The organism is Nocardiopsis sp. iso_237, assembly GCF_056173345.1.
Genome location: NZ_CM149669.1, coordinates 4,297,709 through 4,311,869, shown reverse-complemented (window position 1 = coordinate 4,311,869; position 14,161 = coordinate 4,297,709). Strand labels below are relative to the sequence as shown.

Sequence of the window (14,161 nt, the reverse complement as noted above, 5' to 3'; positions counted from 1 at the left end):
GTCCGCGCTCAGATCTCCGGCACCTCCAGGTCGATGTGTCCGCGTTCGCTGACCGAGTCGCCCATGTGCCGGGCGGTGCTGTTCAGGTAGTTGGCGTAGGCGAGCTCGTAGTGCGGGTGCTGGGTGCCGCACACCTGGTGGAGTTCCTCCTGGGTGCGCACGTCCAACGCCACGGCCTCGCTGATCTCCCCCTTGGCCACCAGGGCGTTGGCCAGGTTGACCGCCGCGCCGAGCGACAGGGGGTGCACCTCGCCCACCTGGGGGTCGGCGCGCAGCCCCTCGTGCGCCCGCCGGGCCTGGGTCTCCGCCTCCTGGACGTACCCGGTGCGGCAGGCGTAGGCGGCCAGGTTGGCCCTGGCCACGAGGGTGAAGGGGTGGTCCGGACCGAACACGCCCGTGTAGCCGTCGACGCACGTACGGGCCTGGCGGAGCGCCAGGTCGTAGCGGTCGGCGGCGGCCAGGCAGGCCGCCACTTCCAGGGCCATCGCGAGGCTGCGGGGGTGCTCGTCCCCGTACTCGCCCCGGTGCTGTTCGTGCGTGCGGCGGATCCGCTCCAGCGCCTGCTCGGGGTCGCCCACCAGCCGTTCGTTCACCGCCAGTTCCTTGCGGGCGTGCAGTGTGTGGGAGGACAGCTCACCGATGGTGCGGCGCAGCATCTGCGCGGCCTGGTGGATCTGCCGGTGCGCCATCACGTACTCGCCCGTGCGGCGACGGTAGGTCGCGGTCGCCGAGGACAGGATCCAGGTGTAGGGGTGACGGTGGCCCAGGATCTCCCTGGTGACCCGGTGCGCCCCCTCACCGACACGCAGGGCCTGCGCGTAGTCCCCGGCCGCCGACAGCGACAGCGCCAGGTTGTGCTCGGCCAGCAGGGTGTGCTGGTGGTGGGGACCGCGACCGGCCAGGTAGGCGGAGTAGGTCTCCCGGTCGTGTTCGAGGGCTGACGCGAACCGGCCCAGCGCCCGCAGGTCCGCGCCCATGCCCCGCCGCGTGAGCAGCGTGAACGGGTGCCGCTCGCCCAGGACCTCCCGCTGGAGTTCGAGGGTCCGTCCGTTCAGCCGCCCCGCCTCGCGGTGTTCGCCGCGCGAGCGGTGGACGTTGGCCAGCTGGGTGGCCAGGTGCAGACGGAGCCGGTCGCGCTCACCGAAGGCGTCGGTCCAGGCCCGCAGCAGCGGTGTGCCCAGCTCCAGCGCCGCCTCCAGCTCGCCCTTGCGGTGGTGGTAGCGCACCTGGTTGACCAGCCAACGGCGTACCTCGTCGTCCCCGCTCACGCTGGCCTCGGAGGGCACGATCTGCCAGCGCAGGTTCTGGTACCGGTGGTCGTGGCGGGGGTCGTCCGCCTCCTCGTCGTGCGGCGCGTAGGAGGCCAGCACCTGCCGCACGGACTCGCGGACCCCGGCGCGCTCCTCGGCGGGGATGCGGTCCCGGACCACCTCCTGCACCGCGGGGTGCACCGAGAACATCTTCAGCTGCCGGTCGAAGTCCATCAACAGGACCCGGGTGAGCTGGAAGTGGACGTGGTTGAAGTTGACCCGTCCGGTCCGGTACTGCGGGTCGGCCTCGGTGTACTCGCTGACGGCGCGCGGCGAACGGAGCAGGTCCTCGGGAACGCCGTCGGGTGACAGGTGCGCGGCCAACCGGATCAGGCACAGGCTCGCCGGGTGGTACTGCTCCAGTTCGTCCAGGGCGAGGGAGCTGCTCAGCCGCTCCTCGAAGGAGCCCGCGCCCCGGACCACCGAGGGTTCGCGTTCGTCGAGCAGCCGCGTGTACTCCGCGACCGCCTCGGCGGGGCCGTCCAGCCGCTGTCCGGAGTTCAGCCACTCCAGGGCGCGGTGCAGCTGGGCGGGCAGGTGCCCGAGTCGCCGTGAGAGGGCCAGCGCCGTCTCCGCGTCGATCTCCGGGAGGCGGTCCCGGAAGAGTTCCACCACCTCTCCCTCGCTGAACGGCCCCACCTGGAGGCAGCGCCGGTGACCGTAGGCCTCCCAGTCCCGGTGGTAGGAGGTGATGATGACGTGTCCGTGGTCGTGGGGGATCAGCGCGTCCAGCCCGCCGGGCGGCCCCGCGTTGTCGTAGACCAGCAGCCACCGGTTGAGCGGTCGGCCCGTCCGGAGGGCGGACAGCACGGGGTCGGCCTCGGGGGAGCGGTGATTCGGGAAGCGTTCGGCCAGGGTCGCCGCCAGTTCCTCCAGGGACGACTCGACCTTCTCCGGGCGGTCCGCCGAGATCCACCAGATGAGGTCGTAGTCGCTGCGGAAGCGCCGGACGAACTCGCGGACGATCTCCGACTTCCCGCTGCCCTGCATCCCCACCAGCACCACCGGGGGCTTGTCCTCCATCCCCTGTCCGAGGAGGTCGCGCAGGCGCTCCAGGAACCCCTCGCGGCCGCTGAAGTTCTGGTTGCCGTGCGGGGCGTTGCTGATCAGCTCCGGGTTGGGCGCCCCCGGGTAGCTGGGCCCCTGCCCGGGTCCGCGCGAACGGTGGCTGGGGAACCTCGGGTCGAACCGGGCCAGCAGGGCGCCGCGGGCGTCCTCCTCCTCCCGGATGCGCAGGTTGATCCACTCGGCGTCCGGGAAGCCGTCCGGCGGGGCGCCCTCGTCGATCGTCACCCCCAGCACCCGGTGCGCGCCGTTGCCGCCCTGCGGCGGCGCGGTCTCCAGCAGACGGTGCAGCAGCCCGAACGCGGTGGACCCGTGCAGGTGGGCCGAGACCAGCACCATGATGATCCCCTGCCCGCCGGTGTCGGGCAGCGGCGCGCCGTCCGTCCGGGGCCGCACCACCCGGATGCCGACCCATTCCAGCTGGGGCTGGACCCAGTCCGCCCACGAACGGTCCCGGGAGTCGGCCAGCAGGATCACCGAGGCGACCGCGCCGTGCCTGATCTGCTCGAAGACCAGCTTGACCTGCTCGCTCTGCTCCTGTGTGAGGTGGCGCCCCCGGGGGACCGCGCCGCCGGTGAGGATGGAGGTCAGCCTCTCGTAGGCGTGGAACAGGGAGCTGGGCATCCAGGTGCGTTCGAGGAAGGCCGCCAGGGTGAGCCGTTCCGCGATCCGCGCCTTGTAGGGGATCTCGGCACGCCCCCAGTACTGCCACGGGTCGTCCTGGGAGGCCTCGACCCAGGACGCGAACGTCTCGTACGCCCGGTCCCGGAGCTCGTCCAGGTTGGGGAGCTCCAGGTCCACGCGGGTCAGGATCGGTCGGACCGGCACGTGCGGGGCCTCGGCGCGCAGCGCGGCGGCGATGCGGGCCGACTTGTGGATGGCGGTGGTGTTGAGGGTCAGGCAGAGGGCGACCTGGTCGGCCAGGACCGCCGCGCAGCGCCGCCCCAGGAGCCCGTTGCCGGGGGCGGTGTCGACCAGGACGTGGTCGTAGCCGCTGTCCAGCAGCGCGGACCGGAGTTCGCGCAGGAAACGCGTGGAGAGGTCGCCCCGGGCGAACCCGGAACCGTGGATGGTGTCCAGCTGGGTGAGACGGGCGGCGTGGTGGGAGCCGGGTCCGAGGTAGCCGATCTCGCCCTCCGGTACACCGGGGATGACCGGCCACCGGCTCAGGTGCTCGACCTGGTCGCTGAGGTCGGCGCCGCGCGCGCACACCTCGGCGGGGTCGGCCCCCGGGGCGTGGCAGCCCTCGATGACGCCGGTGATCATGTCGACCAGCCCCTGGGGGCGTCCGCCGCGGAGCCCGAACAGCGGGGAGAAGTACTCGCGCAGCTCGGGGGAGTGCAGGTTGAAGTCGACGAGCAGGACACTCCGACCGGTGCTGGCGATGTTCCAGGCCACGTTGGCCAGGGACGTGGTGCAGCTGCTTCCCGACAGGGGCGAATGGAACACGAGTATCTGTGCGGCGGAGTTCGTGTCCCCGATTTCTTTGCTGGTCAACGCGGCTCCGGGGGGATGGAGTTTCCTTTTCTCGTTCCTTCCCGCAGGCCCGTGCGTCCCGTGCGCACGGGCTTTCGGCTTGGGAGAGGGGATGTTCCCACTTTTCACGGGAAGGAACCCCGGGAAACCTGGGTGGGTGGAGCGGGAAAACGGCAGTCGTGAATTCAGGGGCCGTTGTTGCCGTTGTTGCTGAGGTCGGCCTGAAGAAGAACCGGCGACACGGCGAAGCCCCCGGGGCGGTCCTCACCGCGCCGGGGGCTCACGAGAACCCGCCGCCTCAGACCCGGTACTCCAGGGCCCGGTCCTCGGCGGTGGCCACCATCTGTTCCTGGCGTTCGCGGACGGCGGGTCGCTCCGGGGCCGCCACCCGGCCCAGCTCCCGGTGCCGACCGTGCCGACTGGCCAGGGCCACCGCCGCGGACCGGCGCATACCGAGTTCCTCGCCCTGTTCGGCCAGGGAGCGGCGGACCCGGCGGCGGTGGGCGTGCCGCGCCACGAAGTACACGGCCACCGCGCTCAGGAACACCACCAGCGTCTTGACCAGCACACCGAGGAGGCCGACCAGTACCGGGGCGTCGAAGAACCAGTGGACGCCCATCGCCAACAGGAACAGGAGCAGGGCCCCCGTGGCCCGGCCCGCTCCGGGACGCCAGGCCGAGGCGGCCAGCAGCCCGACCGCAGTGCCCGCGATCGCGGACATCGCCCAGTGCGAACCCAGGCCGGTCAGGCCGACCCGCAGGAACAGCGTCTGGAGTACCGAGGTGACCCCGTCCGTGGCCCCCTGCATCATGATCGAGTTGAGCGCGTAGGTGAAGTCCTCCGCGATCTGGAAGCCCAACCCCACCAGTGCCCCCATGACGAAGCCGTCGACGGGGCCGCGCACCACGCGCGGCGCCATCACGGCGATCAGCACCACCCCGATGGTCTTGACCAGCTCCTCGTTGAGCGGTGCGGTCAGCGACGCGCCCCACGCCGAACCGAAGTCGACGCCGCCCATCCGGGACCACGCCGACATCAGCTGGGAGTTCGAGAACAGCGCCAGGCCGATCGCCCCGGTCAGGCCCCAGACCAGGGCCACGAGCGAGAACGTGGCGCTCGGTGCCCGGACCGGGCGGATCCGGCGCAGGATCCAGAAGCCGATCACACCGGACACGGCCAGCACGACGGCGGAGGCCAGCGTTTCCGTGGGGAAGACCCGTATCGCCCCGAAGAAGCTGGTCAGGGTGTAGACGAACCCACCCAGGCAGACCACGGCCACGGCCACCGTGGCGACCAGGGCGGAGACGCGCTGCGGACCGGGCGGCTCCGGGGGCGGCGGGGTCGGGCGCTCGGCTCCCACCTGCTCCTGGCCGGAGCTCCGGGGCGTGGGGACCTGGCCGCTCACGGTCGACGGAACGTCGGGTTCGGGTCGTGCGTGGCTCATGGTGTCCCTCCCGTGTCCTGATCGAACCGGATCGACTGGACTATCCGTTCGGCCTCGACGATGTCGGCCGCGCTGGCCTCGGCGCCGATGGCCTGGGTCTCCACGGCGAAGCCGCCGTTCGGGGAGGGGAACACCGTCGCGACCCCGGTGTGCTCCTGCATGTGCAGGTCTCCCGTGAGGCCCTCCGCGCCGCCCTCGGAGGTGGTCGGCTCCGGTTCTCCGAGGGTGGCCGAGGCGTCTCCGACCCTGACCGTCTCGCGCATGCCGTCCCAGAGCTCCTGGGAGTCGGCGTCCGCGTTCGGTTCCACCACGCTCACCTGGAGGTTGACCGGCCCCTTCGCGAAGAGGAACTGCTGGTCGCTGGTGCTGGAGCCGGTGTTGAGCTCCCAGCCCTCGTCGAAGGTGAGCGAGGCCCTGTAGCCCTCGCTCGATCCGAGGGTCATGGCCTGCCCCGGGGGTACCGCCTCGGACGCGGGCAGCGCCGCGTTCACCAGCGCCCATCCGCCCGTCAGCACCACGACCACCGCGGCCGACACCCCCAGTGGGACCCAGTTGCTCCGTGGACCCCGCGCCCTGGCGTGGCGTAGTTCCACGCGCTCGTTCACCATCGTGCCCCCGTCCGCCGCGTTCGTTCGTCCTGGGGACAGCGAAACACCCGCAAAGGTGTCGAACAGTGAAAAGTGGGACACTTGGCGCGATTTTGCGCTGATTTCACCGACAGCGGGAGTGGGGGCGGTCCGATGCCCCGGACCACCACGCACGCCGTGAGGACGATGTGGCCGAAAGTGGCCCCACTTTCCGGCACGCACCCCCTTGGCGAATCAGCCCTCCCGTGATGGGATGCCACCTTCAGCGTGACACCCACCGACGGAAGAGCACGGGCGACCGATGCCGAAGCAGAGCAAAGACCAACTCACCACGGACCGTTCCTCCCTGGTCCACCGGATCCGCTACGCGCTTCGGAACCCGGGCCGGATAGCGCCCTACGTGCTGCGGTCCGCGCGGGACCTGCGTCTGCGCCTCACCCATCGGGATCACGTCTCCTACTACCGTGCGGTGATGGCCTCCGACGCCGCCCGCGACCCCAAGGCGGCGGTCGGCAGCCGCAACGAGGAGCGCTGGCTCGCGCTGGGCCAGATGCAGTTCGACTACCTCGTCGAGCACGGCCTCAAGCCCAGCCACCGGATGCTGGACATCGGCTGCGGCAACCTGCGGGCCGGGTGGCGGTTCATCGACCACCTGGACACCGGCGGCTACTACGGCATCGACATCTCCCCGGACATCCTGATCGCGGGCAAGAAGGTCCTGGCCGAACGCGGACTCCAGCACAAGCTGCCGCACCTGACCCTCACCCAGGACCTCACCTTCGACTTCCTCCCCGACGACTCCTTCGACGTCGTCCACGCCCACAGCGTGTTCTCGCACTCGCCCGTCGAGGTCATCGACGAGTGCCTGAGCCACGTGGGCCGCGTACTCGCCCCGGGCGGGTTCTTCGACTTCACCTTCGACCGCACGGAGGGCACCGAGCACCACGTGCTGCGCGAGGACTTCTACTACCGCACGGAGACGCTCGTCGCCCTAGCGGAGAGGCACGGCCTGCGCGCCCGCTTCATGGAGGACTGGGAGGAGCGCCCGCACGGGCAGTCGAAGATCCGGGTCACCGTGCCCGAGTGAGTGCCCGACGCTCCGCCGAACGACTCCTCCCACCCTCGGTCCGCGCCTGAAGGAGGAGGAACGGCCGAGCCATCGCGGTACGGGGGGCGGAGGAACGCCACCCGGCCTGGATCGCGGCCCGGCGTGGCGCCCTGCTCTCCGACGACCCCGAGCCGCGCGCCTTCACCGTGCCCGGGTGGCGGGGACGACCAACGGTTGGAGCGGGTCGTGCGGCACTTCACCGCCGTGGAGGACGCCGAACGCAAACCGGGGCCCGGTCACCCGGGCCCTGGGCCATGCGGGCGTTGACTCCTTCCTCCCGGTCGCTTCTCGCGGCGCCACGTCGTGGGCCCGCACTGATCGGACGAGAGGCCTTCCTGGCGGCCATGCGTGAACTCCACGCGCACAGCGCCGTCCACGCCGCCAGACCGGGACCGCAGGGGCGGGCCACGGCCCGCCGCGCGTTGACAGAGCCCTGAGCGGCCCCGCTGAGTCGGGGCTGGTCATCCGCCTCGCAGAGGCTGCCTGATTCGCCTGATTCCCAGGGGGCCCGTGTGACACGGGCCCCCTTCTGTCTGCATTCACTATCTACGGCTGGTTTGGCTTAATTGTCGTAAGTATTATGAATTCTCATAACAGAACAATAAAGCGCGGGATATTCCTTGAGGATGGGTTTTTCCGGTGCAAGGATCGGTCGTGTCCTCGACGCGGGAGAAAGGGAACTTTTGCCCAATCACGATCGTGAGTTTCGGCTGCTCGAACTGGTCCTGCACTGTGCCTCGTGGCCGAAGCCGCGAGATTTCGACCTGAATCACTCGATCATCCACGTCCACGGCCCGGTCAACACCGGAAAGTCGACCTTGGTGGACGCGATCGCCTTCGCGCTCGGCCAGAGTGTCAGGTGGAAACTGGCGGCTGAGCGCGAACTCACCCAGGTGGAACTCACGCTGCGGATCCAGGGGAACCCAGTGACCCTGCGGCGCGCCACCCGGCGTCCGGGTACGGTCGACCTGCTCGACGCCGAGGGGAGGCTGGAACGCACCATTCCGGTGGTTCGACGTGCCGGGGACGAGAGGCTCACCCTGTCCGAGGAACTCCTCGCATGGAGTGGACTCCGGGACATCCTGGCCCCCGAACAGGCGCGGAGTCTGGGGCAGAAGGGGTTCACCTTCGGCCAGGTCTGGCCCTACCTCTGTCGCTCCCAGGGGGCCATGGACCAGCACGTCGTCATGTCCTCCAACACGGTGCGCAGAGAACTCTTCGAACTCCTGCTGGGCCTGAGCGAACCGGTCAAGCAGGTGCTCCAGGCACGGATGAAGGAGAGCAGGAAACACCGAGACCAGCGTCAACGCGAACTGTCCGCGATCAGGGAGCACTTCGAGAACGTCGACGCACCCCTCCCGGGAGAGGCGCGACGACTCACGGAGGAGGCGCGCGCCCAGATCGCCGCGGTCAACGCCGAACTCGAACCACTGCGCGCCCGTGAGGCCGAGGTGCTGCGCGGGGCCGCATCGCTCCGTCTGCTCGTGGAGGAGACCCACGCCCGCTATGTCAGGGCCACGGTCGAGCACCGCGAGGCCTGTTCCGACGTGCGGAAGCTGATGGACCGTCTCGCTGATCTGAACCGTGGGGCCCACCCGCCAGGGACGGGCTCCTGCCCCGCCTGTCAGCAGGGGCTCGACAGGGTGGTCCCCGACGGCCACTGTCACCTGTGTCTCCAGGCGGCGGAATCGGCTCGGAAGTCGGCCGGAGCACACGCTCCCCGAGCGGAGCTCGAACGCGTGCGCGGTGCCCTGTCCCGAGCGGAGGAGCGGGCCGCGTCCGCGTCCGCGACCGTCGACGCGGCTGTCGCACGCGCCCAGGAGGCCGAGGCGGAACTCTCACGCCACGACGGCGCGGAACTGGTACCGCTGCGTGGGAAGATCGCGGAACTCGTTCGGGCCCAGGCGGGCCTGGAGGAACGGTTGGTCTCGCTCGGTCAGCTCCAGGCCCACTACGTTCGTTGGCAGGAACTGGAGTCCGACATCCTGACGGCCAGGGGTGAGATCGAGGAGCTCCAGGACGAGTTGGACGGTGTGGACCAACGGGTGGCCGAGAACCGCTCGGGGCTGAGCGACCTCGACGAGGAGTTCCTGGCCACCATCGAAGGATTCGCTCCTCCCTGGTTCGCGGGCCGGGCCCATGTGGACCGAAAGACCTACTTGCCGGTGGTCGACGGGCAGGGCTTCTCCGATCTCGGCGGGGGCACCGTCGCGGCGGTGAACGCCGCCTACAGCCTCGCGCTGCTCGCCTACGGTTCCGTGGCGCACGCGTCCTCGCTGCCACAGCTGCTCATCCTCGACTCACCCACCAAGAACATCGGTGGGAACGAGGTGGACAAGGAGTTCACCGACCGGATCCTCTCGGCCGTGGTCAAACTCGTGGACATCCTGAGGACGGGAGAGGAACTGGGCCGGGCCACTCCGCAGGTCATCATCCTGGACAACGACGGGCCCGAGGTGGATGGGATGCACAGGGTCCCCCTGAGCAGGGAGGAACCCCTCCTGCCCGGGATCACGCACGAGGACACCGGGGAGAACCCCGACGCCGCCTAACGGAACGTGCGCCCGCTCCCGGGACCCGTGTGACACGGGCCCCGGGAGTCCGCGGTCTAGCCGAGGCGGCGGATGTCGCCTCTGACGCGGTAGAAGCCGCCGCTGCCGGAGGTGAGCACCTCGCTCACGACGTAGCGGGCGCCGGCACGCCGGATGTCCTTGGGGAACTGCACCCGAAGGGTCGGGTCGAAGCCCTCGGAGACCACACGGATCCGCAGGCGGCCGCCGTCGTCCACGCACTCGACGATGATCCCGTCGTCGTCCACGAGCTCGCTGGAGCGCACCGTCTCCAGCTCGGTGGCGGGGGTGACCGCGTCCCAGGAGGGGGCCTTGACGCTGACCGGCTCCGGGACGGTGCCGCGCTCGGCCGCCAGGATCGCCTCCTCGGAGGCGTCGACGCAGGCCAGCGAGCCGTCGGTGGTGACGATGTACAGGCGGTCCTGGTGGAACTGCATCGAGTAGGCCGAACCGCATCCGGTGGCCAGCTTCCACAGACGGCGTCCGTCCCTGGAGAAGCAGTAGACCGAGGAGTGGTTGTCACCCGCGAACACGTAGCGGCCGTCCGGGGAGGCCGCGCAGGAGAAGACCGCCCCGTCGCAGCGGTAGGTGGAGCGGTGCACCCCCTCCTTGCTGATGCGGTCCACGGAGTTGTGTGCCGTGGCGGCGAAGACCTCGTCGCCCTCCTGCCAGCCGAACAGCACCGCGCCGCTGGTCGGCACCGTCCAGCGCTCGTCCCCGGTGCCCGCGTCGTACATCGTGACGCCCCGGGAGTGCCCGTGGTAGACGCCCGCCTCGTCGTGGCGGACCATCCACGCGGAGTTTCCCGAGCTGCGCCGGGACCACTGGAACTCGTCCTCGTGGTCGATCACGGTGATCCGTCCGGCGACGTCGGAGACGCCGAGCACCCCGTCGTGGATGTCCAGCCAGAAGATGTCCACGTCCTCGGAGATCTCGTACGCCACGTGCGGGATCTTCGCGCCCAGGTCGTAGACCTTGCCGTCGTCGCACCCCGCGTAGATCCAGAAGTCGTCGGCCACGATGCACTTGACACCGTCCGGGAGCCCGTAGCGGGCGGTGACGGTGCCCTGGTGGGACAGGGTGTACACGTCTCCGCGCTCGTTGCCGACCCAGCAGCGCTCGTCGTCCACGAAGATGCCGAAGGCGGGGCTGCCCGAGCGGAACCGCCACAGCACCGGGGCCAGGTTGGCGGTCGACCGCTGGCTGACGATCGTCCGCCTGGTCACCGCACGCCGCTTGCGCACCCCGACCACGGCGGGCTCGTAGCCCTTGCGCCGTTTCTCCGCGATCTTCCGCGCCGCCGTGGCCTCGGCCTTGGCGACGGTGGGGTGGCTCGCGGTGCGCGACTGACCGCTCTCCCCGATCCGCCCGTACCGGATGGTGACGTCGGTGCCGTTGATGGAGACCTCGTAGAACTTGTGTGCGCCGCCGCCCTCTTCCGAGAGCTCCAGGTAGGTGGTGCTGGTCATGGCAGGCCCTTCGACGATCGGATTCCGGGCACGCCGGGGGAGGGGTGCCGGGCAGGGGAGAGGGAGTCGGTCTCCCGAGGGAGGCCGTGTCGACTGGTTCCGAATCTATCGGCGGGCACCGACAATCCGGGTCAGAGGGTGGTGGGCATCGGTCCGCCGTTCCACTCCACGGCGTCGGACAGGGCCCGGGCCAGGTCCATCGGCACGCCGGCGAGGTCGGCCTGGGCGCGGTGCAGGTTCATGACGATCCGCTCCGCGTCCGCCCACGCGCCGAACTCACCGAGGTCGATGCCGCGCGCGCTCTCCAAGGGGGTGCGACCCTCCCGGAGGGCCTTCCCGGCGGTTTCGAGGACGAACCGGTAGTACCGCTCGTGCACGGTCAGTACGCCGTCGAGTTCGGCGCCGGTCAGCACCGGGCCGTGGCCGGGTACCACGTGGTCCGGGGCGAAGGAGCGGACCCACTCCAGGGAGCGCAGCGCGCCGTCGAGCGACCCCATGAGCAGCAGCGGGGTCAGCCCGTGGAAGATCAGGTCCCCGGCGAACAACACCTTTTCCCGTGGGAGCCAGGCCACGACGTCACCGACGGTGTGCGCGGTGTACCCCGGGTGGTGGAGGTCGACGCGGCGACCGCCCAGGTGCAGGGTGAGTTCGCGGTCGAAGGTGACGGAGGGCAGTCTCCGGGTGACGTCGCCCCAGACGGGGAGGGGTTCCCAGACCGGTGGGGGGTTCTCGAACAGCGGGTCGGTGTCGAGCGCCTCGCGCATGCCGGTCTGGCCGATCAGCACGGTGGAGTCGGGCAGCAGGCTGTTGCCGTAGGTGTGGTCGCCGTGCTGGTGGGTGTTGACCGCCCACCGGACCGGGGCGCCCTCCGTGACGGACGCGAGCGCGCCCAGGAACCGCCGGGTCCGGGTTGCGGTGGCACAGGTGTCCACCACGAGGACTCCGTCGTCTCCGGACACGGCGCCCGCGTTGTTCACCCACCAGGTGCCGTCGGGCTGCACCCACGCGTACACGCCGTCGACGACCTCGCTGAGCGCCCCGGCCTCCGGGCCGGTCCGTGCGGTCTCTGCCATGGTGATCCCCTTGTCAGACGGCGGTTCGGGGGTGTTTCCCCGACGGGCAGCGTATTCGTTGGCCCGGGGCGGGAGCCCACTCCACTGGAGTCCGCCAGCCGGTGGGGAAAGGATCTCCCGGTGCCCTGACCGGGTCCGCCTTCCGAGAATCCAGCTTGTGGATATCCGGACTTCGGCCAGCGCCGGGTGCTAGCGTCCCGAACATGGACACCCCTCGACACCTCACGGTCCTCCGCGAGAGCGGCACCCTCATCGCTGACGCCGCCGAGGACCGCCCGCACGCGCACGTACCCACCTGCCCCGAGTGGAACGTCCTGGACCTGGTCTGGCACGTCGGCGAGACCCACCACTTCTGGAGGTCCATCGCCTCCGGGGAGATCAGGGACCCCGACGACGGGTACGTGCAGCCGGAGCGCCCCGACGACGAGGAACTGCTGGGCTGGTACCGGGAGGGGCTGGCCGAGACCCTGACCGTGCTCACCGCGCTGGACCCCGAGGTACCACGCTGGACCTGGTCCCCGCAGAAGGACGGGGCGTTCATTCTCAGACGCATGGCCCAGGAGACCGCCGTGCACGCCTGGGACGCGCTCAACGCCGTCGGCGGCCCGGCGGCGCTGCCCGCCGACGTCGCCGCGGACGGCGTGGACGAGTTCCTCGCCTTCTTCCTCGGTCTGGCCGAGATGCTGGACCTGCCCCGCGAACCGGTCGGACCGATCGGCGCGGTGCTGCTGACCGCCACCGATGTCGGCCGCTCCTGGTCGGTGGACCACACCGGCCAGCACTGGCGGGTCAGCCACGGCGTGAACCGCGCCAACACCGAGGTGGAGGGCACCGCCTCCGACCTGTTGCTCACCCTGTGGAGACGGACCGGTCCCGAGTCACTGAGGATCACCGGCGACGCGCAGGCCTTCACACGGTTCCTCAGGGTCGCGGAGACCGAGTGACCGACCGGCGTCGCACGCCCGTCCGGTCACACGAGCGCCCGGGGGCGGTGACACCCCCGGGAAAACACCGTGCGCCATCCGTGGGCGGGCTGTTAGCGTCGCTGCCATGTTGGACAGGCCCGTGGACTTCGACGACCACCAGATCAAGGACGCGCTGGCGGACTGGGGTATCCACCCCGAGGTGCTGACACACGTGCCGCTGGGTTTCGGTGACCACCACTGGAGCGCCACCGACACCTCCGGGCGGCGCTGGTTCCTCACCCTGGCGGACCTCGAACACAAACCCTTCCTCGGCGGCGAGCCCGACACCGCCCTGCGCAACCTGCGCCGGGCCATGGACACCGCCGCCGAGCTCCACGACGCGCACGGGCTCGGCTTCGTCGTGGCCCCGCTCCGCTCCACCGGGGGAACCACCGCCCGGCGGATCGGTGACCGCTACGCGCTCAGCGTCTTCCCGCACACGGAGGGCGACCCGGGTGACTTCGGACAGGAGCTCACGCCCGAACAGCGGGCCCAGGTCCTGGACACCCTCGCCCGGCTGCACGGACGCACCCCGCCCACCGGCATCCGGTCCACCCCGCCGACCCTGGACGGGGCCGAACGACTGGCGGAGCTCACCGAGGACCCTGGGAAGATCGGTGACCACGGACCCTTCGCGGAGCCGACCGCCGAGCTGCTCGCCGCGCACGGCGCCGCGCTGCGGGCCCGCCTGGACGAGTTCGGCCGCCGCGCCGCGCGGGCCGACGCCTCACGTGCGGTCACCACCCACGGCGAACCGCACCCGGGCAACCTGCTGTGGCGCCGTTCGGGCCCGCTCCTCGTGGACTGGGACACCGTGGGTCTGGCCGTTCCCGAACGCGACCTGTGGCTGGTCACCGACGACCCCGACGAACTCGCCCGCTACGCCGAGGCCACCGGGCACCGGCCCGACCCCGCGCTCCTGTCCCTGTACGGGTTGCGCTGGGACCTCCAGGACGTCGTGGAGTTCGTCGACTGGTTCGCGGCCCCGCACCGTCGGGGCACCGACACCGAACAGGCCTGGCGGGACCTGGGAGCCATCCTGCGCCGCCTGGCCCACTGAGCCCGGTGGGCCGTGGGGCCCGGTGGGACCGTGC

9 protein-coding genes are annotated in these 14,161 nt (G+C 70.7%); 4 read left to right on the top strand and 5 right to left on the bottom strand.

Annotation, left to right across the window (positions count from 1 at the left end; genetic code table 11):
• Positions 1-8: 8 nt before the first annotated feature.
• The 3 genes from fxsT to AC0VYM_RS19595 all read right to left on the bottom strand — a co-directional run bounded on the left by fxsT (position 9) and on the right by AC0VYM_RS19595 (position 5,903).
• Positions 9-3,872: an FxSxx-COOH system tetratricopeptide repeat protein gene (gene fxsT / locus AC0VYM_RS19605; RefSeq protein WP_475454282.1), complete on the bottom strand. Its 3,864-nt coding sequence runs from the start codon at positions 3,870-3,872 to the stop codon at positions 9-11.
• A gap of 277 nt (positions 3,873-4,149) precedes the next feature.
• Positions 4,150-5,295: a PrsW family intramembrane metalloprotease gene (locus AC0VYM_RS19600; protein ID WP_475454280.1), complete on the bottom strand. Its 1,146-nt coding sequence runs from the start codon at positions 5,293-5,295 to the stop codon at positions 4,150-4,152.
• Complete coding sequence (locus AC0VYM_RS19595) at positions 5,292-5,903, bottom strand: hypothetical protein (protein WP_475454278.1); 612 nt, start codon at positions 5,901-5,903, stop codon at positions 5,292-5,294. The genes AC0VYM_RS19600 and AC0VYM_RS19595 overlap by 4 nt, the downstream gene beginning before the upstream one ends.
• 280 nt (positions 5,904-6,183) lie before the next feature.
• Here AC0VYM_RS19595 and AC0VYM_RS19590 point away from each other — a divergent pair, with 280 nt between their 5' ends.
• Together AC0VYM_RS19590 and AC0VYM_RS19585 are read left to right on the top strand one after the other, a co-directional pair.
• The gene (locus tag AC0VYM_RS19590; protein WP_475454276.1) at positions 6,184-6,969 is read left to right on the top strand and encodes a class I SAM-dependent methyltransferase; all 786 of its coding nucleotides are present in this window, start codon (positions 6,184-6,186) and stop codon (positions 6,967-6,969) included.
• 704 nt (positions 6,970-7,673) lie between these two features.
• Positions 7,674-9,542: a hypothetical protein gene (locus AC0VYM_RS19585; protein WP_475454274.1), complete on the top strand. Its 1,869-nt coding sequence runs from the start codon at positions 7,674-7,676 to the stop codon at positions 9,540-9,542.
• A gap of 56 nt (positions 9,543-9,598) precedes the next feature.
• Here the strand turns inward: AC0VYM_RS19585 and AC0VYM_RS19580 are convergent, their stop codons facing one another.
• Both AC0VYM_RS19580 and AC0VYM_RS19575 read right to left on the bottom strand, forming a co-directional pair.
• Positions 9,599-11,029, bottom strand: coding sequence for a WGR domain-containing protein (locus AC0VYM_RS19580; protein ID WP_475454272.1), 1,431 nt, complete (start codon positions 11,027-11,029; stop codon positions 9,599-9,601).
• A 131-nt stretch (positions 11,030-11,160) separates the two neighbouring features.
• Positions 11,161-12,102 (bottom strand): MBL fold metallo-hydrolase, encoded by a 942-nt coding sequence (locus AC0VYM_RS19575; protein WP_475454270.1) that lies wholly within the window; start codon positions 12,100-12,102, stop codon positions 11,161-11,163.
• A 203-nt stretch (positions 12,103-12,305) separates the two neighbouring features.
• Between AC0VYM_RS19575 and AC0VYM_RS19570 the strand changes: the two genes are divergently transcribed.
• Positions 12,306-13,046: a maleylpyruvate isomerase family mycothiol-dependent enzyme gene (locus AC0VYM_RS19570; protein ID WP_475454268.1), complete on the top strand. Its 741-nt coding sequence runs from the start codon at positions 12,306-12,308 to the stop codon at positions 13,044-13,046.
• A 106-nt stretch (positions 13,047-13,152) separates the two neighbouring features.
• Positions 13,153-14,127: a phosphotransferase gene (locus tag AC0VYM_RS19565; protein WP_475454266.1), complete on the top strand. Its 975-nt coding sequence runs from the start codon at positions 13,153-13,155 to the stop codon at positions 14,125-14,127.
• Positions 14,128-14,161 lie beyond the last annotated feature (34 nt).